At 66.4% G+C, this 23,675-nt stretch carries 21 protein-coding genes; all 21 read left to right on the top strand.

What is annotated here, in order from left to right:
- Positions 1 to 51: 51 nt before the first annotated feature.
- Complete coding sequence (locus tag A2X88_01570) at positions 52 to 990, top strand: UDP-glucose 4-epimerase (protein ID OGP35887.1); 939 nt, start codon at positions 52 to 54, stop codon at positions 988 to 990.
- A 2-nt stretch (positions 991 to 992) separates the two neighbouring features.
- On the top strand, positions 993 to 2,792 hold the full coding sequence (locus A2X88_01565) for an elongation factor 4 (GenBank protein ID OGP35871.1): 1,800 nt from the start codon (positions 993 to 995) through the stop codon (positions 2,790 to 2,792).
- A gap of 47 nt (positions 2,793 to 2,839) precedes the next feature.
- Complete coding sequence (locus A2X88_01560; GenBank protein OGP35886.1) at positions 2,840 to 3,526, top strand: signal peptidase I; 687 nt, start codon at positions 2,840 to 2,842, stop codon at positions 3,524 to 3,526.
- Positions 3,527 to 3,705: 179 nt separating this feature from the next.
- Positions 3,706 to 4,266 (top strand): bifunctional pyr operon transcriptional regulator/uracil phosphoribosyltransferase, encoded by a 561-nt coding sequence (locus A2X88_01555; protein ID OGP35870.1) that lies wholly within the window; start codon positions 3,706 to 3,708, stop codon positions 4,264 to 4,266.
- A 5-nt stretch (positions 4,267 to 4,271) separates the two neighbouring features.
- Entirely contained in the window at positions 4,272 to 5,204 is a 933-nt protein-coding gene (locus A2X88_01550; protein ID OGP35869.1) for an aspartate carbamoyltransferase, read from the top strand.
- Positions 5,191 to 6,495, top strand: coding sequence for a dihydroorotase (locus A2X88_01545; GenBank protein ID OGP35868.1), 1,305 nt, complete (start codon positions 5,191 to 5,193; stop codon positions 6,493 to 6,495). The genes A2X88_01550 and A2X88_01545 overlap by 14 nt, the downstream gene beginning before the upstream one ends.
- Positions 6,488 to 7,636: a carbamoyl phosphate synthase small subunit gene (locus A2X88_01540; GenBank protein ID OGP35867.1), complete on the top strand. Its 1,149-nt coding sequence runs from the start codon at positions 6,488 to 6,490 to the stop codon at positions 7,634 to 7,636. The genes A2X88_01545 and A2X88_01540 overlap by 8 nt, the downstream gene beginning before the upstream one ends.
- Before the next feature lie 46 nt (positions 7,637 to 7,682).
- On the top strand, positions 7,683 to 10,943 hold the full coding sequence (locus A2X88_01535; protein ID OGP35866.1) for a carbamoyl phosphate synthase large subunit: 3,261 nt from the start codon (positions 7,683 to 7,685) through the stop codon (positions 10,941 to 10,943).
- On the top strand, positions 10,940 to 13,027 hold the full coding sequence (locus tag A2X88_01530) for an ATP-dependent DNA helicase RecG (GenBank protein ID OGP35865.1): 2,088 nt from the start codon (positions 10,940 to 10,942) through the stop codon (positions 13,025 to 13,027). The genes A2X88_01535 and A2X88_01530 overlap by 4 nt, the downstream gene beginning before the upstream one ends.
- 51 nt (positions 13,028 to 13,078) lie before the next feature.
- On the top strand, positions 13,079 to 14,275 hold the full coding sequence (locus A2X88_01525) for an alanine transaminase (protein ID OGP35864.1): 1,197 nt from the start codon (positions 13,079 to 13,081) through the stop codon (positions 14,273 to 14,275).
- Positions 14,272 to 15,591: a homoserine dehydrogenase gene (locus tag A2X88_01520; GenBank protein ID OGP35863.1), complete on the top strand. Its 1,320-nt coding sequence runs from the start codon at positions 14,272 to 14,274 to the stop codon at positions 15,589 to 15,591. Before A2X88_01525 ends, A2X88_01520 begins: the two co-directional genes overlap by 4 nt.
- A gap of 13 nt (positions 15,592 to 15,604) precedes the next feature.
- The gene (locus A2X88_01515; protein ID OGP35862.1) at positions 15,605 to 16,660 is read left to right on the top strand and encodes a threonine synthase; all 1,056 of its coding nucleotides are present in this window, start codon (positions 15,605 to 15,607) and stop codon (positions 16,658 to 16,660) included.
- A gap of 47 nt (positions 16,661 to 16,707) precedes the next feature.
- Entirely contained in the window at positions 16,708 to 17,883 is a 1,176-nt protein-coding gene (locus A2X88_01510) for a cofactor-independent phosphoglycerate mutase (protein OGP35884.1), read from the top strand.
- A gap of 13 nt (positions 17,884 to 17,896) precedes the next feature.
- On the top strand, positions 17,897 to 18,310 hold the full coding sequence (locus A2X88_01505; GenBank protein ID OGP35885.1) for a hypothetical protein: 414 nt from the start codon (positions 17,897 to 17,899) through the stop codon (positions 18,308 to 18,310).
- A gap of 5 nt (positions 18,311 to 18,315) precedes the next feature.
- A complete protein-coding gene (locus A2X88_01500) occupies positions 18,316 to 19,272 on the top strand; it encodes a fructose-bisphosphatase, class II (GenBank protein OGP35861.1) in 957 nt (318 codons plus the stop codon).
- Positions 19,273 to 19,289: 17 nt separating this feature from the next.
- Complete coding sequence (locus A2X88_01495; protein OGP35860.1) at positions 19,290 to 19,517, top strand: hypothetical protein; 228 nt, start codon at positions 19,290 to 19,292, stop codon at positions 19,515 to 19,517.
- Entirely contained in the window at positions 19,514 to 20,590 is a 1,077-nt protein-coding gene (locus tag A2X88_01490) for a 3-methyl-2-oxobutanoate dehydrogenase subunit VorB (GenBank protein ID OGP35883.1), read from the top strand. Before A2X88_01495 ends, A2X88_01490 begins: the two co-directional genes overlap by 4 nt.
- Before the next feature lie 32 nt (positions 20,591 to 20,622).
- Positions 20,623 to 21,366: a 2-oxoglutarate oxidoreductase gene (locus A2X88_01485; protein OGP35882.1), complete on the top strand. Its 744-nt coding sequence runs from the start codon at positions 20,623 to 20,625 to the stop codon at positions 21,364 to 21,366.
- Positions 21,363 to 21,914, top strand: coding sequence for a 2-oxoacid:ferredoxin oxidoreductase subunit gamma (locus tag A2X88_01480; protein ID OGP35859.1), 552 nt, complete (start codon positions 21,363 to 21,365; stop codon positions 21,912 to 21,914). Before A2X88_01485 ends, A2X88_01480 begins: the two co-directional genes overlap by 4 nt.
- A gap of 28 nt (positions 21,915 to 21,942) precedes the next feature.
- Positions 21,943 to 22,551 carry a hypothetical protein gene (locus A2X88_01475; protein ID OGP35881.1) on the top strand — a complete coding sequence of 203 codons (609 nt, stop codon included), beginning with the start codon at positions 21,943 to 21,945 and terminating at the stop codon, positions 22,549 to 22,551.
- A gap of 7 nt (positions 22,552 to 22,558) precedes the next feature.
- Positions 22,559 to 23,675, top strand: a 1,117-nt coding sequence (locus A2X88_01470; protein OGP35858.1) for a hypothetical protein, incomplete at its 3' end; no start/stop codon positions are given.

The raw sequence follows: 23,675 nt of genomic DNA, 5'->3' as shown, positions 1-23,675 counted from the left end.
GAAGGAATTCGCCCCGACCGGGCCGTCCGGAACGGGGGAAAGGAGGAGGAAGTGCGGATCCTGCTGACGGGAGGGGCCGGGTTCATCGGATCGAACGTGGCCGACGCCTACGCGGGCGAGGGGCACGAGCTGATGGTGATCGACGACCTTTCCTCGGGGAAGGAGAGGAACCTTCCCCGGGAGGCCCGGTTCGTCCTGTGCGACATCGGATCGGACACCGCCGTCGAGGCGATCCGCTCCTTCCGCCCGGAGGTCGTCAACCACCATGCGGCGCAGATCAACGTCCGCGCCTCCGTCAGGGACCCGCGGTTCGACGCGCAGGTGAACATCCTCTCCACACTCCGCCTGCTGGAGGGGTGCCGGGAGCACGGGGTGCGGAAGTTCCTCTTCGCCTCCTCGGGGGGAGCCGGGTACGGGGAGCAGGAGGTCTTTCCCGCCGGCGAGACCCACCCGCTCCGTCCGGTGAGCCCCTACGGGGCGGCGAAGGTCTCGGCGGAGCTCTACCTCCACTATTACCGGGTCCAGTACGGGCTGGACTACACCGCCCTGCGGTACGCCAACGTCTACGGACCGCGGCAGGATCCGCACGGCGAGGCGGGCGTGGTGGCGATCTTCTGCGAGCGGCTCCTGCGGGGGCAGAGGGCTATCGTGAACGGCGACGGGGAGCAGACCCGGGACTACGTGTACGTCGGGGACGTCGTCCGCGCGAACCTCGCCGCGCTCACCCGGGGCTCCGGCCTTGCGGTGAACATCGGCACCGGGATCGAGACCAGTGTAAACACCCTGTTCCGGTTCCTCCGGGAGTTGATCGGCAGCGGGCAGGAGGAGATTCACGGGCCGGCGATGCCGGGGGAGCAGCTTCGGTCCTGCCTGGAAAACCGGATGGCGTTCGACGAACTGGGGTGGTATCCTGAGACGTCCCTGGAGGAAGGGCTCGCCCGGACGGTTGCGTTTTTCCGCGAAAAAATCCAATCCTCAAGCACGTGGTAGGCATGCGCATCGAGCAGATCCGGAATTTTTCCATCATCGCCCACATCGACCACGGAAAATCGACCCTTGCCGACCGGTTGATGGAGGCTACCGGTACGCTCACCGAGCGGGAGAAGGTGGACCAGTTCCTCGACAAGATGGAGATCGAGCGGGAGCGCGGGATCACGATCAAGGCGCAGAACGTCCGGATGCGGTACCGGGCGAAGGACGGAAAGGACTATGTCCTGAACCTGATCGACACTCCCGGGCATGTCGACTTCTCCTACGAGGTCTCCCGCAGCCTGTCGGCCTGCGAGGGAGCGGTGCTGGTGGTGGACGCCTCCCAGGGTGTGGAGGCCCAGACGCTTGCGAATGTCTACATGGCGCTCGAACAGAATCTGGAGATCGTCCTGGTGCTGAACAAGATCGACCTCCCGAACGCCGAGCCCGACCGCGTGCGCCGGGAGATCGAGGAGGTGATCGGGCTGGACACGGAGGGGATGATCCGCGCGAGCGCTAAAAAGGGGGTCGGGATCGAGGAGATCCTGGAGGAGGTGGTCCGGAAGATCCCGCCTCCCACGGGGGATCCGCAGGCCCCCCCGAAGGGGCTGATCATCGACTCCTGGTTCGACAACTACCAGGGGGTGATCGTCCTGGCCCGGATGTTCGAGGGGACGCTCCGCCCGGGGCGGAAGATCCTGCTTCTGTCCACGGGGCGAAGCTTCGAGATCCAGAAGGTGGGGGTCTTCGATCCGCATCCCAGCCTGGTCGAATCGCTCGGTCCGGGCGAGGTCGGGTTCATCATCGCGAACATCAAGGATGTCAAGGAGACCAAGGTCGGGGATACGATCACCGACGCCGGGAATCCCGCCTCGGTCCCCCTCCCGGGCTTCAAGGTGGTCCGGCCGATGGTCTTCGCCGGGATCTACCCGGTGGTCTCCGACAACTACGACCAGCTGCGCACGGCGATCGATAAGCTGCGGCTGAACGACTCCTCCTTCACGGCCGACCCGGAAACCTCGGTGGCCCTCGGATTCGGGTTCCGCTGCGGGTTCCTCGGGCTCCTGCACCTGGAGATCATCCAGGAGCGGCTGGAACGGGAATACGGGGTCGAGCTGATCACCACGGCACCGACGGTGAGCTACCGGGCGGTTTGCCGGGACGGGAGCGTCGTGGAGGTGGACAGCCCCGCTCGCCTGCCGGAGCCGATCGATCTGGACTACATCGAGGAGCCGTTGATCCTCGCCACGATCCACCTCCATGCGGAGCATCTGGGAGGGGTGATCAAGCTCTGCGAGGAGCGCCGCGGGAAACAACGGCAGATGAAGTTCGTGACCGGAGCGCGGGTCCTACTCGAGTACGAGCTTCCGCTCAACGAGATCGTCCTCGACTTCTACGACAAGCTGAAGACCGCGTCGAGGGGATATGCCTCGATGGACTACGAGATCCTCGAATTCCGCCGGGATGAACTCGTGAGGCTCGACATCCTGCTGAACGGGGAGAAGGTGGACGCCCTCTCGCTGATCCTTCACCGGGAGAACGCCTATTCCCGGGGGCGGGAGATCACCGAGCGGCTCCGGAAGCTGATCCCCCGGCAGATGTTCGAGGTGGTGATCCAGGCCGCGATCGGGTCGAAGGTGATCGCCCGGGAGTCGGTGAAGGCGATCAGCAAGAACGTGATCGCGAAGTGCTACGGGGGCGACATCACCCGGAAGCGGAAGCTCCTCGAAAAACAAAAGGAAGGGAAAAAACGGATGAAGCAGGTGGGCAACGTGGAGATCCCTCAGGAGGCCTTCCTCTCCATCCTGAAGGTGAAGGAATGATGTGGACGGGACGGAAAGTGGGCAGGAAGATCGGCCCGGACCAACAGATCCGGAAGAACGCTGCGGGGCCGGCCGGGAAGACAACCCCCGAGGCGAAAGGGAGGGGGAAGATCCGGGAATACGCGGAGGCGTTCGCCGTCGCCCTCCTGATCGCTCTTCTGGTCCGCACCTTCGTTGTCCAGGCATTCAAGATCCCCTCCGGGTCGATGGAGAAGACCCTCCTGGTGGGCGACCATATCTTCGTGAACAAGTTTCTGTACGGATACCATCTTCCCCTCACGAAAGGGCGGGTGCTCGGCTATTCGAAACCCGTGAAGGGGGACATCATCGTCTTTGTCTTTCCCGAGGATCCGGGGAAGGACTTCATCAAGCGGGTGATCGCCGTCCCGGGGGACACCGTGGAGATCCGCCAGAAGCGGGTCCTTCTGAACGGGACGCCCATCGAGGAGAAGTACTCCCGGTTTGCGGACGGGAACACGATCGACGGGTTCGTGCGGACCCGGGACAACATGGAGAAGATCACGGTTCCCCCCGGAAAATATTTCGTCATGGGGGACAACCGGGACCGGTCCTACGATTCCCGCTTCTGGGGGTTCGTGGACGAGGACGCGATCCTCGGGAAGGCCATGGTGATCTACTTCTCGATCGACTGGAGCCTGGAGGTCCGGTGGTACGAGGTCTGGAGGTATCCCGAGCTGGTCCGGTGGGACCGGGTCGGGGATGTGCTGCGATAGGGAAACGATTGACGCCGCGCTCCGGCGGCGGTATGATCTGGCTATCCCTTTTAAGCTGATCCCGTGAGGTTAGCAAAGGACGGAACGTGACCATCCCGAGCGACATCGCCTCCCCGAACCGCCGGGGAGGTTTTTTTTTGCCCGCAGTCAACCGATAGCGGCCCAGGGGAGGACGAACCATGAAAAAGGGCTCAACGAAAGTGATCCTGGACGCCAAGGGAATGGACCGGGTGCTCTCGCGCCTGACCCATGAAATCCTCGAAAAGAACAAGGGGGCGGAGGAGATCGTCCTGATCGGGATCTGCTCGGGGGGGGTTCCGCTCTCCCGGACGATCCAGGAGAAGATCCGGTCGATCGAGGGGGTGGAGGTCCCCGCCGGCTACGTCGACATCACCCTCTACCGGGACGACCTCTCCCGGGCCGGCTACCAGCCGAGGCTGAAGAAAACGGAGATTCCCTGCTCGATCGACGAGAAGAAGATCATCCTCGTCGACGACGTCCTGTTCACCGGGCGGACGATCCGGGCCGCGATGGACGCCCTGATCGACTTCGGGCGTCCCCGGAACATCCAGCTGGCGGTGCTGATCGACCGGGGACACCGGGAGCTCCCGATCCGGGCGGATTTCGTCGGACGGAACGTCCCCACCTCCCGGACCGAGACGGTCGACGTGGCCGTGGAGGGGAACCCGAAGGACTGGAAGGTCCTGCTGCGCGAGGGGACCCAGGGGAAGGGGGCCTGAATCCGATGGAATGGAGACGCAGGCACGTCCTGGGGCTGGCCGACTTTTCCCCCGAGGAGATCCAGTTCGTGGTCGATACCGCGAAGTCGATGGAGGAGGTGCTCACCCGCGACATCAAGAAGGTTCCGGCGCTCCGGGGGAAGACCGTGGTGAACCTCTTCTTCGAGGCGAGCACCCGCACCCGCACCTCGTTCGAGATCGCGGGGAAACGGCTGTCGGCGGACGTGGTGAACTTCAGCTTCTCCTCCTCCAGCGCTGCGAAGGGGGAGTCGCTCCTGGACACGGCGAAGAACATCGACGCGATGAAGCCGAACATCCTCGTGATGCGGCACCCCGCCTCCGGCGCCTCGCATTTCCTCTCCAGGCATGTCTCCTGCTCGGTGGTGAACGCGGGAGACGGAACGAACGAGCACCCCTCCCAGGGGCTCCTGGACCTCTATACGATATTGAAAGTAAAAAAGAAGATCAAAGGACTCAACATCGCGATCATCGGGGATATTTTACATAGCCGGGTGGTCCGTTCCGACCTGCATTCGCTGGGCAGGATGGGGGCGAAGATCCGGCTGTGCGGCCCTCCCACCCTGGTGCCGAAGGAGATGGAGCGCACGGGAGCCCGGGTCACCTGGGACCTCCGGGAGGCGGTGAAGGACGCCGACGTCGTGATGATGCTGCGGATCCAGCTCGAGAGGCAGAAGTCGGCCTACTTCCCGTCGCTGCGGGAATACTCCCGCCGGTTCGGCCTGAACCGGGAAGTCTTCTCGCTGGCGAAGGAGGATGCGGTCATCATGCACCCCGGTCCGATCAACCGCGGCGTGGAACTGTCCGACGACCTGGCCGACTGCGCCCAGTCGATCGTCCTGAACCAGGTGGAGTCCGGGGTTGCCGTCCGTATGGCCCTTCTCTACCTCCTTGCGGGAGGACAAGATGCTGCTCATTAAGGGAGGAAGGCTGATCGACCCGGCGAACCGCCGGGACGAATCGGCGGCGCTGGTGATCGAGAAGGGAAAGATCCGGGATCTGCTGCCGGGGGACGGGGCCCCTCGCGGATTCGACGGGAAGGTGATCGATGCGTCGGGGATGTGGGTGGTTCCCGGACTGATCGACATGCACGTTCACCTGCGGGACCCGGGGTTCGAATGGAAGGAGGATATCCGGTCGGGGACCGCGGCGGCCGCCTTCGGCGGATTCACCTCCGTGGCCTGCATGGCGAACACCAGCCCCGTCAACGACCACCTGGAGGTGACCCGGTACATCCTGGAGAAGGCGGGCCGGGAAGGCCTGGCCAACGTCTTTCCGGTCGCGGCGGCCACCCTGGGGATGCGCGGGGAGGAAATGAGCGATTTCGCGGAACTCGCGGAAGGCGGCGCCGTCGCCTTTTCCGACGACGGAAAACCGGTGCGCAATCCCCTCGTCGTCCGGCGGATCCTGGAGTATGCGAAGGGATTCGGCCTTCTCTTCATGGAGCATGCGGAGGACCCGGACCTCTCCGCCGGGGGAGCCGCGAACGAGGGATGGACCGCCTACCGGCTCGGGATTCCGGGGATCCCTTCCGCGGCGGAAGAGATCCTGATCGCCAGGGACATCCTGCTCGCGCGGCAGACCGGGGGGAGGGTCCATATCCAGCATATCAGCACGAAGATGGGGGTCGACCTCCTGCGGATGGCGAAGAGGGCGGGGCTGCAGGTGACCGGCGAGACCGCTCCCCACTACTTCACGTTGACCGACGCGGCGATCGAGGGCTACAACACGAACGCGAAGATGAGCCCGCCGCTGCGCGGCGAGGAGGACCGGATGGCGGTGCTCGAGGGGATCGCGGACGGGACGATCGACGCGATCGCCACCGACCATGCCCCGCACGACGACTATTCCAAGCGGTGCGAGTTCGTCGCCGCCGCGAACGGGATCATCGGCCTCGAGTCCGCGCTGCCCCTCTCGCTCGCGCTCCTGGGAGGCGGGAAGATCTCCCCCACGCGTCTGATCGAGCTGCTCAGCGCTTCGCCCGCCCGGATCCTGGGCCTTCGCGGAAAGGGATCGCTCGGCAAGGGGGCGGACGCCGACGTGACGCTGATCGACCCGGACGCCGAGTGGGAATTCCGGGAATCCGATCTCCGCTCGAAGTCGCGCAACAGCCCCTTTTTCGGCTGGAAGATGCGGGGACGCGCCGCGCTCGTCCTGCGGGCGGGGCGCGCGACGCACTCCCTTCTCCCGGATGTCCCCGCCGATGTCTGAGAAGCGGGCGATCCTCGCCCTGGCCGACGGGACCCTGTTTCGGGGAACCGCCTTCGGATACGAAGGGGAGACGGGAGGGGAGGTCGTGTTCCACACCGCGATGACCGGGTACCAGGAGGTGCTGACCGATCCCTCCTACAAGGGACAGATGGTGACGATGACCTATCCCGAGATCGGGAACACCGGGATCAACCCGGAGGATGTCGAATCCACCCGTCCCTGGGTGGAGGGGTTCATTGTCCGGGAGGCCTGGCGGATCCCCTCCAACTGGCGTCATGTGGAGTCGCTCGACGGCTACCTGCGCCGCTATCACATCTGCGGGATCGACGGGATCGACACCCGGGCCCTCACGCGGCGCTTGCGGGACGGCGGGTCCCAGATGGGGGTCCTCTCCTCGATCGACCTGGACGGGAAACGGCTCGTGGAGAAGGCGAGGGGCCTCCCCCCGATCGTGGGGCGCGACCTCGTCCGGGAGGTCACCTCGGACCGGGTCGTACGCTGGGAGATCGGCGACTGGGACCTGGCGATGGGCTACCTGCCGGCCGCCGAGTACCACAGGAAATTCGGCAGGGTTCCGAAGGTGGTGGCGCTCGATTTCGGAATCAAGCAGAACATCCTCCGGATGCTGGTGACCCATGGCATGGAGGTAACCCTCGTTCCGGCCGAAACCTCGGCCGCGGAGATCCTTGCGCGCAAGCCCGACGGCGTCTTCCTTTCCAACGGGCCGGGCGATCCGGAAGGAGTCCCCTATGCCGTCCGGACCGTCCGGGAACTGCTCGGGAAGGTCCCGGTCTTCGGGATCTGCCTGGGGCACCAGATCATGGGGCTGGCGCTGGGGGGGAAGACCTTCAAACTGAAATTCGGGCACCACGGCGCGAACCAGCCGGTGATGGACCTTTCGACCCGGAAGGTCGAGATCACCAGCCAGAACCACAATTTTTCCGTGGACCCGGACTCGCTGGGGGAGAAGGCGCGCGTCACCCATGTCAACCTGAACGACCGCACGGTGGAAGGGCTGGCCGTTCCGTCGCTGCGCTGCTTCTCGGTGCAGTACCACCCGGAGGCCTCCCCGGGGCCGCACGACTCCCGGTACCTCTTCACACGCTTCTACCGCTACCTGACCGGTTCGGAGGAGATCTGAGGCGGTCGATTCGATATATCCGATTCGAAGAGGCGGAGGTGAACGAGTGCCGAAGCGCACCGACATCCGGAAGATCCTGCTGATCGGCTCCGGCCCCATCATCATCGGGCAGGCCTGCGAGTTCGACTACTCGGGCACCCAGGCCTGCAAGGCGCTCCGGGAGGAGGGGTACGAGATCGTCCTGGTGAACAGCAACCCGGCGACCATCATGACCGACACCGATTTCGCCGACCGGACCTACATCGAGCCGATCACCCCGGAGATCGTCGCGAAGATCATCGAGCGGGAGCGCCCCGACGCCCTCCTTCCCACGATCGGCGGGCAGACGGGTCTGAACATCGCCGTCTCCCTGCACGAGATGGGGGTCCTCGAAACGTTCGGGGTGGAGCTGATCGGGGCGAGTTTCGACGCCATCCAGAAGGCCGAGGACCGGGACCTGTTCCGCAAGGCGATGGAGAACGTCGACCTGAAAGTCCCCCGGTCCGGCTACATCCGCTCCCTGGAGGAGGCGATCCAGGTGATCCCGGAGATCGGATACCCGGCGATCCTCCGCCCCTCCTTCACCCTCGGCGGGACCGGTGCGGGGATTGCCTACAACCGGGAGGAATACGAGGAGGGGATCCGGTGGGCGCTGGACGCTTCGCCGAAGCGGACCGTCCTCGTCGAGCAGTCGGTCATCGGCTGGAAGGAGTTCGAGCTCGAGGTGATGCGGGACCGGAACGATAACGTCGTGATCGTCTGCTCGATCGAGAATCTCGACCCGATGGGGGTCCATACGGGCGACTCGATCACCGTGGCCCCGGCGCAGACGCTGACCGACAAGGAGTACCAGCGGATGCGCAACGCCGCCATCCGGATCATCCGGGAGATCGGGGTCGACACGGGGGGGTCCAATATCCAGTTCGCGGTCCATCCGGAGACCGGAGAGATGGTGGTGATCGAGATGAACCCACGGGTGTCGCGCTCCTCGGCCCTCGCTTCCAAGGCGACCGGGTTCCCGATCGCGAAGATCGCCGCCAAGCTCGCGGTGGGGTACACCCTGGACGAGATCCCCAACGACATCACCCGGGTAACCCCCGTCTCCTTCGAGCCGACGATCGACTACGTGGTGACGAAGATCCCACGGTTCACCTTCGAGAAGTTCCCGCAGACCAAGGACATCCTCGGCACCCAGATGAAGTCGGTGGGGGAGGTGATGGCGATCGGCCGGACCTTCCAGGAGTCGCTGCAGAAGGCCCTCCGCTCCCTGGAAACGGGGATCTACGGGTTCGAGCCGGTGGGAGGAAAGGGAACCACGCCCGAGGCGAAACGAAAGCAGATCGAGGAAATGCTCCGCCGCCCCAACTCGAAGCGCCTCCTCTACATCGGCGAGGCCTTCCGGGACGGATGGAGGATCGACGAGATCCAGCGGCTGACCGGGATCGACCCCTGGTTTCTCGAGGGGATCCGGAGGATCATCGCCGCCGAGGGGGAGCTTGCCGGCCGCGGGGAGGCGTTCCGGGCGATCGCTTCCGGCGGCCCGATCCCGGAAGGGGCCGCGGAGTTCCTCCGGGAGGCCAAGGGGAACGGGTTTTCCGACCGCAGGCTCGCCCGGCTGTTCGGCTCCACCGAGGACGAGGTGCGCCGGACGCGACTGCGCGCCGGAATCCGTCCGGGATACAAGCGGGTCGACACCTGCGGGGCCGAATTCGAGGCCTACACCCCCTATTTCTACTCCTCCTACGACGAGGAGAACGAGGCGGTCCGCTCCCCGAAGAGGAAGGTGGTGATCCTGGGAGGGGGGCCGAACCGGATCGGGCAGGGAATCGAGTTCGACTACTGCTGCGTCCACGGCGTCTTCGCCCTCCGGGAGGAGGGGTACGAGGCGATCATGGTGAACTGCAACCCGGAGACCGTCTCGACAGACTACGATACCTCGGACCGTCTCTACTTCGAGCCGCTCACGAAGGAGGACGTGCTGTCGATCCTCGAGGTGGAGAAGCCCGAGGGGATCATCGTCCAGTTCGGGGGGCAGACTCCCCTGAAGCTCGCGGTCCCCCTCGAGCGGGAGGGGATCCGGATCCTGGGGACCTCTCCCGACAGCATCGACCGGGCCGAGGACCGGGAGCGGTTCAAGGAGCTGCTCGACCTGCTCCGCCTGAAGCAGCCGCCGAGCGGGATCGCCCGGTCGGCCGAGGAGGCGGTCCGGATCGCGAACCGGATCGGCTACCCGGTCCTGATCCGGCCCTCCTATGTCCTGGGCGGCCGGGCGATGGAGATCGTCCACGAAGAGGGGGACCTTCGGCGGTACCTCGAGCATGCGGTCGAGGCGTCCGAGGAAAAGCCGGTGCTGATCGACCGGTTCCTCGAGGACGCGATCGAGATCGACGTCGACGCGATCTCGGACGGGGAGACGGTGGTGATCGGGGGGGTGATGGAGCATATCGAGGAGGCGGGTGTCCACTCCGGCGACTCCGCCTGCTCCCTCCCGCCGCACTCGATACCCCCGGAGACGGTCCGGGAGATCGGACGGCAGGCGAAGGCGCTCGCGCGGGAGCTCGGCGTGGTGGGGCTGATGAACGTCCAGTTCGCGATCCAGAAGGGGGAGATCTACATCCTGGAGGTGAATCCGCGCGCCTCCCGCACCGTCCCCTTCGTGAGCAAGGCGATCGGAGTCCCTCTCGCGAAGCTGGCCGCGAAGGTGATGGTCGGGAAGAAGCTGGCCGATCTAGGGTTTACAGAGGACATCACCCCTCCATATTTCAGCGTGAAGGAGGCGGTCTTCCCCTTCATCAAGCTGCCCGACGTGGACACCCTGCTGGGGCCCGAGATGAAGTCCACCGGGGAGGTGATGGGGATCGACGTCAAGTTCGGGCGGGCCTTCGCCAAGGCCCAGATCGCCGCCGGGACGATGCTCCCGAAGGAGGGAAAGGTCTTCCTCAGCGTGCGCGACGCGGACAAGGAGGGGATCCTGGGAGCCGTGAGGATCCTCCACGAATCCGGCTTCGGGATCCTGGCGACCTCCGGCACGGCGGCGTTCCTCAACGCCCGCGGAATCCCGGCGGAGACGGTGCTTAAGGTCACGGAGGGGCGGCCCCACGTCGCCGACCGGATCAAGAACGGCGAGATCGCCATCGTCATCAACACGCCGCTGGGCGCCCAGTCCAAGGCCGACTCCTACTATATCCGGCGGGCGGCGCTCGTCTACAACATCCCCTATTTCACCACCCTGGCCGCGGCGAAAGCGGCGGCCCACGCGATCTCCCACCTGATCTCCGAGGAGATGACCGTCCGCAGCCTTCAGGAGTACCACGGGACGGCAAGGTGACGGAGCCTCTCTCCATCCAGTTCGTCAAGGGGGTGGGGCCCAGGCTCGCCGAAAGACTGGCCTCGCGGGGGATCCGCACTCCGCAGGATGCCCTCTACTTCTTCCCGAGGGGATACGAGGACCGGCGCACGGTGGTCCCGATGCGGGAGCTGGTCCCGGGGACGACCGTTCCGGTGCGCGGTTCCATCCTCGCGGTTCGGGAGGGGTTCCGGATGTCCGGCAGGGCCCGCACCTTCGAAGTGGTCCTCTCGGACGGCACCGGGCGGATCACCGCGAAATGGTTTCGGATCCACCCCTCCCTGAAGGAGCGGTTCCAGGCCGGCCGGACCGTCACCCTGTGCGGGACGGTGCGGATCTTCCGGTTCCAGCCCGAGATGCACCATCCCGAGATCCTCGCGGAGTCGGCCGAGGACGACCCGGTCCATCTCGGGAGGATCGTCCCGGTGTACCCCGAGGTGGAGGGGGTCCCGGCGAAGACGGTCCGGCGGATCCAGTGGGAGGTAGTGAGCCGGTTCGCCTCGTCGGAGCGGGAGGTCTTCCCGGCCTGGATCCTGGAGATGGCGGGAGTTCCGCCGCTCGGCGATTCCCTCTCGACCCTCCATTTCCCCCCGGCGGACGCGGAGGCCTCGACCCTCCTCTCATGGTCCTCCCCGGCGCAGCAGCGGCTCGTGTTCGGGGAGCTCTTCCATATCCAGTGGACCCTCGTCCGCCGCCGCGCCGGCGTGACGCAGGAGGCGGCGACCCCGCTGCCCTGGGACCGGGAGATCGTCGGGGAGATCAAGCGGCGGCTCCCCTTCGAGCTGACGGGGGCCCAGCGGCGCGTGGTGAACGAGATCCTTCGGGACATGTCCCGGTCGCACCCGATGCACCGGCTCCTCCAGGGAGACGTGGGGAGCGGCAAGACGATCGTCGCCTGGATCGCCTCGATGGTGGCCTGGAGGAAGGGGGCGCAGTCGGCCCTGATGGCTCCGACCGAGATCCTCTCCGAGCAGCATCACCGGAGGTTCCTCGACCTTTCGCGCGGACTCGGAGCGCGGGTGGTCCTCCTGACGGCCTCCCTTCCGGCCCGTGAGAAGGAGAAGATCCGGAAGGAGATCCGGGACGGAAAGGCCGACATCGTGATCGGGACCCACGCGATCATCCAGGAGGGGGTCGAGTTCCGGGAGATGGCGCTGGGGATCGTGGACGAGCAGCACCGGTTCGGCGTTCACCAGCGGGCCGCCCTGCGGGGGAAGGGAAGGATGGCGCCGCACCTTCTGGTGATGACCGCCACGCCGATCCCCCGGACCCTCGCGATGACGCTCTACGGGGACCTCGACGTCTCCGTGCTCGACGAGATGCCTCCCGGGAGAACCCCGGTCCGGACCCGGATCGTGCGGGAAGGGGAGCGGGCCCAGTGCTGGGAGACCGTCCGCCGGGAGCTTGAGGAGGGCGGCCGCGCCTACGTCGTCCTTCCGCTCGTCGAGGAATCGGAGAAGATCTCCCTGCGGGACGCGAAGAAGACCTCCGAGCGGGTCCGGGAGTTGTTCCCGGACATCGGAGTCGGACTGCTGCACGGCCGGATGAAAGGGGAGGAGAAGGAAGCGGTCATGCGGCGCTTCCAGTCTGGGGAGATCCGGATCCTGGTGTGCACCACCGTGGTGGAGGTGGGGGTGGACATTCCCGAGGCGACCGTGATGATGATCGAGCATGCCGAGCGCTTCGGCCTCTCCCAGCTCCACCAGCTCCGCGGAAGGGTCGGAAGGGGAAAGCGCGCGTCGATCTGCCTCCTGGTCCTGGGGGGAGGCGGAGGGGAAGAGGCCGTCGAGCGGCTGTCGGTCATGGAGAAGACCACGAACGGCTTCGTCATCGCCGAGGAGGACCTGCGGATCCGGGGCCCGGGCGACTTCGCGGGGATCCGGCAGTCCGGAATCCCCGACCTGGTCTTTTCCGACATCGTCCGGGACGCCGGGATCCTCTCCCGGGCACGGGAGATCGCCTCCCTCCTGATGGAAAGGGACCCCGGCCTCCTCCTGCCGGAGCATGCGCCGCTCGGAAGCTGGATCCGGGCGAGGGATCTTTCCCGGGGGGCAGAAATTGACTAACTCCCCGGGATTCATTAGGATATCTTTTTTATCCTTTTCAGGAGAGAGGGCATGGAAGAATTCCCACGCATCAAACGGCTTCCCCCGTACGTTCTGGCCGTCGTCACCGACCTGAAGGCGAAGCTCCGCAAGGGGGGGGAGGACATCATCGACCTCGGGATGGGGAACCCTGACCTGCCCACCCCGAAGCATATCGTCGAGAAGCTGGTCGAGGCCGCGAAGAACCCCCGGAACCACCGGTATTCCGCCTCGCGGGGGATCCCGAAGCTTCGGCTCGCCATCTGCAACTGGTACAAACGGAGATTCGACGTGGAGCTCGACCCCGACACCGAGGCGATCGCCACCATCGGGGCCAAGGAGGGGCTGTCGCACCTGGTCCTGGCGATCATGGGTCCGGGGGACATCGCGCTGGTCCCGAACCCCACCTACCCGATCCATGCCTACTCGGTGGTGATTTCGAACGCCGACGTCCGCTCGATCTCGCTCACCAGCGGGGAGGGGGATTTCCTCGACAGGGCCCGCAGGGCGATGAAGACGCTGTGGCCGAAGCCCAAGGTGATGATTATCTCCTATCCGCACAACCCGACCACCGAGGTGGTCGACCTCGATTTCTTCAAGCGGGTGGTCGCCTTCGCGAAGGAGCACGAGATCCTGATCATCCACGACCTCGCCTACGCGGACCTCGTGTTCGACGGGTACAAGGCGCCTTCCATCCTGCAGGTTCCGGGCGCCAAGGATGTCGCGGTGGAGCTCTACTCGATGTCGAAGGGATACTCGATGCCCGGATGGAGGGTCGGGTTCGTGGTCGGAAACAAGCGGATGGTCGGAGCGCTCACCCGGATCAAGTCGTATCTCGACTACGGGATGTTCCAGGCGATCCAGATCGCCGCCACCGTGGCGCTGAACGGCCCCTACCGGGTCGTCGACGAGGCCGTCGAGGTGTACCGGAAGCGGCGGGACTGCCTCGTGGACGGGTTCGCCCGCATCGGGTGGGAGTTTCCGAAACCGAAGGGGACGATGTTCGTGTGGGCGCCGGTCCCGGAACCGTTCCGGGCAATGGGGTCGGTCGAGTTCTCCAAGCTGCTGCTGACCAAGGGGAAGGTGGCCGTATCCCCGGGATTAGGATTCGGGGAGCACGGGGAGGGGTTCGTCCGGTTCGCCCTGGTCGAGAACGAGCACAGGATCCGCCAGGCGATCCGGGGAGCGAGGGCGGTGCTCCAGGCGCCGGTGAAGGGCGGGGCGCGATGACCCTGGCCGCGGAGATCGGGGTCGGGATCGTCGGGTTCGGGACGGTCGGCTCCGGCACGGCAAAGCTGCTGCTGGAGAACGCCGGCCTGCTGCGGCAGCGGGTGGGGGTGCCGATCCGGCTGGTGCGCGTCGCCGACCTCGATCTCGACCGCGACCGCGGGGTGAAGCTGCCGGAGGGGACGCTGATCCGGGACGGCCTCCAGGTGGCACGGGATCCCGCCGTCCAGATCTTCGTGGAGCTGATCGGCGGGACCGGCGACGCCCGGGAATACCTCCTGGAGGCGGTCCGGAACGGCAAGTCGGTCGTGACGGCGAACAAGGCGCTGATGGCCGAGCACGGGGCGGAGATCAGCCGGGCGGTCACCGCCGCCGGCGTGGATATCGGATTCGAGGCGAGCGTGGGCGGCGGAATTCCCATCATCCGGGCGATGCGGGAAGGGCTCGCGGCGAACCGGATCCTGGAGTTCCACGGGATCATCAACGGGACCTGCAACTACATATTGAGCCGGATGACGGGCGAGGGGAAGGAGTTCGCGGAGGTGCTCGCCGAGGCGCAGCGGATCGGGCTCGCCGAGGCGAACCCGTCGTTCGACGTCGACGGGATCGACTCCGCCCACAAGCTCGCGATCCTCGTCTGGCTCGCAACGGGGGGATCGGTCCCGCTTCGGGAGATCTACGTGGAGGGGATCCGGGACATCACCGCCCAGGACATCGCGTTCGCGCGGGAGTTCGGGTACGTGATCAAGCTGCTGGCGACCGCGAAGCAGAAGGAGTCCGGCGTGGAGGTCCACGTCCACCCGACGATGATCCCCGAGGGGCACCTCCTCGCCACCGTGGGGGGAGCCTTCAATGCGATCTACGTGAAGGGGGACTTCGTCGGTTCGACCCTCTACTACGGCCCGGGCGCGGGGCAGCTTCCGACCGCTTCCGCGGTGGTGAGCGACATCATCGAGATCGCCCGGGATCTCCGCAGGGGAGCCAGGGGGCGGATCCCGCCCAGCGGCTTCCATCACCCGGGGAATGGGGGCAAGACCCCGGTCTTTCCCTTCTCCGACGTGAAGTCCGAGTACTACCTGCGGTTCCAGGTGCTCGACAAGCCGGGGGTGCTTTCCAGGATCGCCGGGGTCCTCGGCGCGCACTCGATCAGCATTTCGTCGGTGATCCAGAAGGGTCGCAAGGCGGAGAGCGCGGTGCCGATCTTCATCCAGACGCACCACGCGAAGGAGCGGGACGTCCGCGCGGCCCTCGAGGAAACCGACCGGCTCCCCGTCGTCCTCGACCGGACGCGGATGATCCGGATAGAAAACAGCCTGTAAAGGAATGCAAGCGATGCACTGGGAAGGGATCATCCGCCGCTATTCCGCCCTCCTGCCGAAGGTGTCCGACGACTGCGTCGTGACGCTTCTCGAGGGGAACACGCCGCTCCTCCGGGCGCAGAACCTCGCGAAGGCGATCGCACCGGGGATCGACCTGCACCTCAAGTGCGAGGGGCAAAACCCCACCGGCTCGTTCAAGGACCGCGGGATGACGATGGCCGTATCCATGGCGAAGGCGGAAGGGGCGGACAAGGTGATCTGCGCCTCCACCGGGAACACCTCGGCCTCCACCGCCGCCTACGCGGCGCGCGCAGGGATGAAGGCGTTCGTCCTGATCCCGGAGGGAAAGATCGCCCTCGGGAAGCTCTCCCAGGCAATGATCCACGGGGCGCAGGTCGTCCAGATCCTGGGAAACTTCGACGACGCACTGGCGCTGGTGAAGGAGATCTCGGAGAGATATCCGGTGACCCTGGTGAACTCGCTGAACCCGTACCGGATCGAAGGGCAGAAGAGCGCGTCCTTCGAGATCTGCGACGCCCTGGGGGACGCCCCGGACTGGCATGTCCTTCCCGTGGGGAACGCCGGGAACATCACCGCCTACTGGGCGGGCTACAAGGCGTACCGCGAAGCGGGAAAGATTACCCGGCTCCCGAAGATGCTCGGATGGCAGGCGGAAGGGGCCGCGCCGATCGTCCGCGGGGCGCCGGTGCGGAAGCCGGAGACGGTGGCGACCGCCATCCGGATCGGGAACCCCGCCTCCTGGAAGCAGGCGGAAGCGGCCCGGGACGAGTCGGGAGGGATGATCCGGATGGTCAGCGACGCGGAGATTCTCGAGGCCTACAAGCTGGTCGCGGAGACGGAAGGGATCTTCTGCGAGCCGGCTTCCGCGGCTTCCGTCGCCGGCGTGGTAAAATTGGGGAGGGAATCGTTCTTCGCGAAGGGGGACCGGGTCGTCTGCACGCTGACCGGCCACGGCCTGAAGGACCCCGACAACGCGATCGCGCAGTCGGTGGAGGCGGTCACGATCCCCCCGGAGATGCCGCAGGTGATCCGGGTGCTCGGATTCTAAAGGGAGGGGCGGTGGCGCGGAAATTCGTCATTCTGATCGGCGACGGCATGTCCGACTGGCCGGTCCCGGCGCTCGGCGGAAAGACCCCGCTGGAGGCGGCGAGGAAGCCGAACCTCGATTCCATGGCTTCGGAAGGCGCGGTCGGGATGGTCCAGGTCGTCCCGGTCGAGATGTATCCCGGGAGCGACGTGTCGAACCTGAGTATCCTGGGCTACGATCCGCGGGAAGTCTACACGGGCCGTTCCCCCCTGGAAGCCGCCTCGATGGGGGTGGAACTCGGGGAGGACGACGTCGCGGTGCGCTGCAACGTGGTCTGCCTGAAGCATAGCGGCGCCGACTCGGAGATGGAGGATTTCTCGGCGGGGCACATCGGCACGAAGGAGGCCGCCGAGCTTCTGGCGTCGCTCCAGGCGCTGGTCGACGGCAAGGGAGTCCGCTTCCACCCGGGCGTGAGCTACCGGCATCTCATGGTCTGGCCGGGAGGAAACGACGCCGTCGTCACCACTCCCCCCCACGACATCCACGGGAAGAAGATCACCGAGTATCTTCCCAAGGGGGACGGGGCCGAGCTGCTGCTCGAGCTGATGGAGATCTCCCGCGAACTGTTCTCCGACCACACGGTGAACTGGAAACGGGTCGAGGCGGGAAAGCTGCCGGCCAACTCCATCTGGCTCTGGGGCCAGGGGAAAGCTCCGAAGATGTCCCCCTTCCCGGAGCGGTATGGACTCTCGGGGTCGGTCGTGGCGGCGGTCGACCTGATCAAGGGGATCGGGTCCTACGCGGGGCTTCGCGTGGTGAACGTTCCGGGGGCCACCGGCTACACCGACACGAATTTCCGGGGGAAGGGGGAGGTTGCTCTCCGGGAGCTCGCGGAGCGGGATTTCGTCCTGATCCACGTCGAGGCGCCCGACGAGGCGGGGCACAACGGGGACGCGGAGGAAAAGGTCCGGGCGATCGAGCGGATCGACGCGGAGATCGTGGGACCGCTCCTGACGCGCGCCCGCAACGAAGGGGACCTTCGGATACTGGTGCTTCCCGATCACCCGACCCCGGTGGCGATACGGACCCATTCCCAGGAACCGGTTCCGTTCGTCTTCTACCCGACCCCCGAAGGGCTTTCCTCCTTCGCGGGGAAGCGGTACACGGAAGCGGACGCGAAGGCCACGGGGCAGTTCGTGGCGGCGGGGACTTCCCTGATCGGGTATCTCCTCGGCAGACGCTGACCGGGTTCCGATGATGCCCGTCGCGACGGTCCGGGTGCTCTTTGCGGACACCGATGCCATGGGGATCGTCTACTACGCAAACTACCTGCGGTGGTTCGAGGCGGGCCGGGTCGAGCTGCTGCGCCGGATGGGGATGGAGTATCGCGAGCTGATCGCGACCGGGATCCATCTCCCGGTCACGGAAGCGGCCGTCCGGTACCTCTTGCCGGCCCGGTACGACGATCTCCTCGAGATCCATGCGGGGATCGGGGAACTCGGGCGTGCGAGCGTCTCCTTCCGGTACCGGATCGTGCGGAGCGACGGAGCCGTTCTCACCGAAGGTTCGACGGTGCATGCCTTCACCGACGACGCGGGCAGGGTGGTCCGCGTGCCCCCGGGGTTCCGGGAGCGGACAGGCCGGAGACCGACGGCCGGAGAGGAGGGATAGGGGCTATGGATCGGAATCTGGCGCTCGAGGTGGTACGGGTGACGGAAGCGGCGGCGCTTGCGGCGGCGCGGCTCATGGGCCGGGGCGACAACGTGGCGGCGGACCAGGCGGCCGTCACGGCGATGCGGAAAGCCTTCAACGCCGTGAATTTCAGGGGACGGGTCGTCATCGGCGAGGGGGAGCGGGACGAGGCGCCCATGCTCTATATCGGCGAGGAGGTCGGAGCCTCCGACTCCCCCGCGGTGGACATCGCGGTCGACCCGCTCGAGGGGACGACGATCGTCGCTACCGGGGGGAACAACGCCCTGGCGGTGATCGCCATCGCGGAGGAGGGGGGATTCCTGCACGCCCCCGATACCTACATGCAGAAGATCGCGGTGGGACCGAAGGCGGCGGGAGTGATCGACATCACGGCGACCCCGACCGAAAACCTGCGCAGCATCGCCAAGGCGCTGAAGGTGTACATGGAAGACCTCTGCGTCGTGATCCTCGATCGCCCGCGCCACCAGGAACTGATCCGGGAGTGCCGCGCCGCGGGAGTCCGGATCAAGCTGATCGGGGACGGCGACGTCGCGGGGGCGATCGCGACCGCGAAGGACGGATCCGGGGTCGACGTCCTGATGGGCGTGGGGGGCGCCCCGGAGGGGGTGCTCGCCGCGGCCGCCCTGAAGTGCATGGGGGGCGATTTCCATGGGATCCTCAAGTTTCGGAACCCGGAGGAGATCGCGCGGGCCAAGACGATGGGGATCGACGATCCCGGAAGGGTGTACCGGCTGGAGGACCTGGCGAAGAGCGACGTGATGTTCGCGGCGACCGGAGTCACCTTCGGGGATTTCCTCCGGGGCGTCCGCTTTTTCAGCGGAGGGGCCCACACCCAGTCGATCGTGATGCGGTCGAAATCGCGGACGACCCGCCTGATCGACACCACGCACTACTTCGAGTTCAAGCCGAAATACGACTGAGAGGGATGAGCCGGGCCATGAAGGAAAGCGCCGCCAGGGCGACGGGGCGGATCGAGATCGACTTCGAGCGATGCAAGTCGTGCGAGCTCTGCGTCCCCGCATGCCCGAAGGATTGCATCGAGATCGGGGCGGAGAGGAACTCCCAGGGGTACGCCTCCGCGGTGTTCGCCCGCCCCGAGGCTTGCACGGGATGCGCCATCTGCGCGGAGTTCTGCCCCGACGTCTGCATCCGGGTGTGGAGATGAAGGCCGCCGCCGTGGAGATCCGCCGGGAGCTGATGAAGGGGAACGTGGCGATCTGCCTGGGGGCGATCGCCGCGGGATGCCGTTTCTACTACGGCTATCCGATCACCCCCCAGAACGACATCCCCGAGTACATGTCCACGCACCTCCCCACGATGGGCGGCACCTTTCTCCAGGCCGAGAGCGAGGTTGCGACGATCAATTTCATCCTGGGGACGGCCGCGTCGGGGAAGCGGGTCATGACCTCCTCCTCCGGCCCCGGGATCTCCCTGATGCAGGAGGGGCTCTCCTACATGGCCGGCTCCGAGCTCCCGGCGGTGATCGTGAACATCTCCCGCTCCGGGCCCGGCCTCGGGGGGATCGCCCCGTCGCAGGGGGACTACTTCCAGGCGGTCAAGTGCGGCGGCCACGGGGGATACCGGATGCCCGTCCTCGCCCCGCACTCCGTCCAGGAGATGTACTCGCTCACCATGCGGGCCTTCGACCTGGCCGACAAGTACCGGAACCCCGCGATGGTCCTCGGGGACGCGATCGTCGGCCAGATGAAGGAGCCCTTCACGCCGGTCCCGTACGAGCCGTCGGTCCCGCCGGAAAAGCCGTGGGCCCTGACCGGCTGCAAGGGGCGTCCCCGGCAGAACGTGAAATCGCTCTACCTGAAGGACAACGCCATCGAGGTCCACAACTGGAAGCTGTTCCGCAAGTACGAGCGGATGCGGGAGGAGGAGGTGCTCTTCGAGCGCTTCCGTCTCGACGGGGCGACGATCGCGATCGTCGCCTTCGGAACTGCAGCCCGGGTGTGCAAGACGGCGATCCAGTGGGCGAGGCAGGAGGGGATCCCGGCCGGGATGCTCCGTCCGGTCAGTCTCTTCCCGTTCCCGTCGGCGCAGGTCGACGAGGCGGCGGAGGCGGCGGACGTCGTGCTCGTCGTGGAGATGAACACCGGCCAGATGGTGGAGGACGTGCGGATGAGCACGAGGCATCACGACCGGATCCGCTTCCTCGGAAAGCCGTGCGCGATGCCCACCCCCGAGGAGATCCTGGGGGAGATCCGGACGCTCGCGGGGAAGAGGCCGTGAAGAGCCCGGGGAAGGAACGGTTCTCCCGGCAGATGTTCGACCGTCCGAAAAGCCTCGTGGACGTGCGGACACACTTCTGTCCCGGGTGCCACCACGGGATCGCGCACCGGATCCTCGCCGAGACGATCGACCGGTACGATCTGCGCGAGAAGACGATCGGCGTCGCCTGTGTCGGATGCTCCGTGTTCCTGTACGACTACATCGACGTGGACGTCGCGGAGGCCCCCCACGGGCGGGCTCCGGCCGTGGCGACGGGGGTGAAGCGGGCCCAGCCCGACAAGTTCGTCTTCACCTATCAGGGGGACGGCGACCTCGCGGCGATCGGGACCTCCGAGATCATCCACGCGGCGAACCGGGGGGAGAACATCACCGTCCTCTTCGTGAACAACACCACCTACGGGATGACGGGAGGGCAGATGGCCCCGACGACCATGCTCGGGCAGAGGACCTCCACCTCCCCCTACGGCCGGGATTTCCGGAACGACGGGTACCCCATCAAGATGGCCGAGCTGCTCGCCACCCTGGAGGGGACCGCCTATTCGGCCCGCGTGGCGACCAGCACCCCGGCACAGATCCGGAAGGCCAAGGAGGCGGTGCGGAAGGCCTTCGAGATGCAGATCCGGGAGATGGGGTTTTCCATCGTGGAATTCCTGTCGACCTGCCCGACGAACTGGGGAATGAAGCCGCTGGAGGCTCAGGAGCGGGTGCTCGGGGAGATGTCGGAATACTTCCCCCTGGGCGTGTACAAGGAACGGACACAGGCGGACTTCGTATGACCACCGACGTGATCATGGCCGGCTTCGGAGGGCAGGGGATCCTGATGATCGGGAACCTGCTCGCCATCGCCGCGATGGACGAGGAAAAGCAGGTGACCTATTTCCCGGCGTACGGGGTGGAGATGCGGGGAGGGACCGCGAACTGCACCGTCGTGATCTCGGACGAGGAGATCGGATCCCCGGTGGTGGGACTTCCGGAATCGTGCGTCGTGATGAACGCCCCCTCGCTGGACCGGTATCTTCCGCTCGTCCGGAAGGGGGGGAACCTCCTGATCAACAGCTCCCTCGTCGATCCGGCGAAGGTGGGAAGGGCCGATCTCCGTCTCCTGGCGCTCCCCGCGAACGACATCGCCCGCGAGGCGGTCGGGAGCCAGCAGCTCGCCTCGATGGTCGCGCTGGGGGCCTACGTGGCGATGACCGGGGTCGTCTCGATGCAGACGCTTTTCGACTGCATCCCGAAGGTCGTCTCGAAGAAGTACGAGAAGTTCATCCCGCTGAACGTCAACGCCCTGAAGGAGGGGGAGTCCTTTGCCAGAATTCACTCGTGACGAATCGATGGACGACCTGCTGTCCAAGATCGCGGAGGAATCCGGCGACTGGGGCCCCGCCGCGGGGGATCCCGAGGTGCAGGTGGGAGACCATATCCGGCAGTTCCGGGAGGAGGTCGGGGTGTCCCTCCAGCAGCTGGCGGAGAAGACCGGCTTCTCCTCGGCGCTGTTGTCCCAGATCGAGAACCGGATGACCTCGCCGCCGCTGGGGACCCTGGTCAAGATCGCGAACGCGCTCGGGACCTCGGTGTCCGCCTTCATCGGGGGGAAGGAGGAGCGTGCCTTCTCGATCGTGCGGAAGACCGACCGGACCACCGTCTCCCGGGTGGGGCTGAAGGAGGGGGGGCAGTCGGCCTACGCCTACGAGGCGCTCGGGGTGGGAAAGGCGGGGCGGAAGATGGAGCCGTTCCTGGTGCGCCTGAAGCCGCTGCTCGATCGCAACGTCGCGCGGAACAGCCACGAAGGGGAGGAGTTCCTCTACGTCCTCTCCGGGAAGGTGGAGGTCTTCCTCGACAAGTTCTCCGACGTCCTCTCCGAGGGGGACTGCATCTACTACAACTCGACGATCCCGCACCACGTCCATTCCACCGAGGAGAAGGAAGCCCTGATCCTCGCGGTCATCTACCAGGGGGCGTGAGGGGACGATGATCGCCGGGGGGGCCGACGGCGCCTTCCGCACCGCGTCCGCCGCCTGCACGGATCCGGTGGCCGCCGTGTCCCGCTGGAAGATGTTTTCCGGGAGGAAGGCGGTCGGGTGCGCCCCCCTCCACGCTCCGGAGGAGCTGCTCCACGCGGCCGGGATGCTCCCGGTGACCGTGTGGGGGACCGAGGATTCCTCCCCTTCCCCCGGGGGGGGTCCGCCGTTCCTTTGTCCCGTCCTCCGGGGGATCTTCTCGGCGATCCGGGGAGATCTCGGCGCCCGGATCGACGCCTGGGTCTTTCCCTCCACCTGCGACACCCTCCAGAACGCCTATGAAGTGCTTCGCCTTTCCGGTCATCCGAAACCGCTGTTTCCTATGGTCTTTCCCCTGTCCGGAAGCTCCCCCGGAGCGGCCGAGTTCCTCCTCGACCGGATCGAGGCGTTTCGCGAGTGGGCGGAAGAGGTGGGCGGTCGCCCCGTTTCGGAGGGGGCGCTGGACCGCTCCCTCCGGGTCTACGACGGGAACCGCCGGCGGTTCGGGCTTCTCGAGGAACGGATGGCGGAGTCCCCGGGGTATGTCACCGCGGAGGAGTACGGCTGGCTTTCCCGGGCGGGGATGGTGCTCCCGAAGGAAGCGCACAGCGAACTCCTGAACGCCGTCCTCTCCCGGCCGGCCGGACCCGGGAGCCAAATCGGCGGGAAGGTTTTTCTCAGCGGCATGCTCGCCCCTCCCGGGCTCCTGGATACCCTCGACCGGGCGGGGGCTTCCCTCGTGGGAAACGATCTCGCCCTGGGACACCGGTATTATGCCGGTGAGGCCGCGGGAACGGGGGACGCGGCTCTCTCCCTCGTCCGGCGGCACCTGGGTCGGGAGCCCTGCTCGACGCTTCACGACGGGGGGACCCCGAGGGCCGATTTCCTGTTCGAACGGATCCGGGCGTCGGGGGCGGACCGGGTGATCCTGGTCCGGGTCCGACGGTGCGAGCCGGAAGGGGGGGATCTCCCGTGGATCGCCGAGGGGGCAAGGGAACGCGGGATCCCGTTTCTTTGCCTGGATACCGACCTCTCTGCGGGGGAGCGGGAGAGCTGGAAGGTCCGCGTCGAGGCCTTCCTCGAGATGG

This window comes from Deltaproteobacteria bacterium GWC2_65_14, assembly GCA_001797615.1.
In the GTDB taxonomy this organism is placed as follows: domain Bacteria; phylum Desulfobacterota; class Deferrimicrobia; order Deferrimicrobiales; family Deferrimicrobiaceae; genus GWC2-65-14.
The sequence above is the reverse complement of the archived record's forward strand: the minus strand, read 5'-3'. Positions and strand labels throughout refer to the sequence as shown.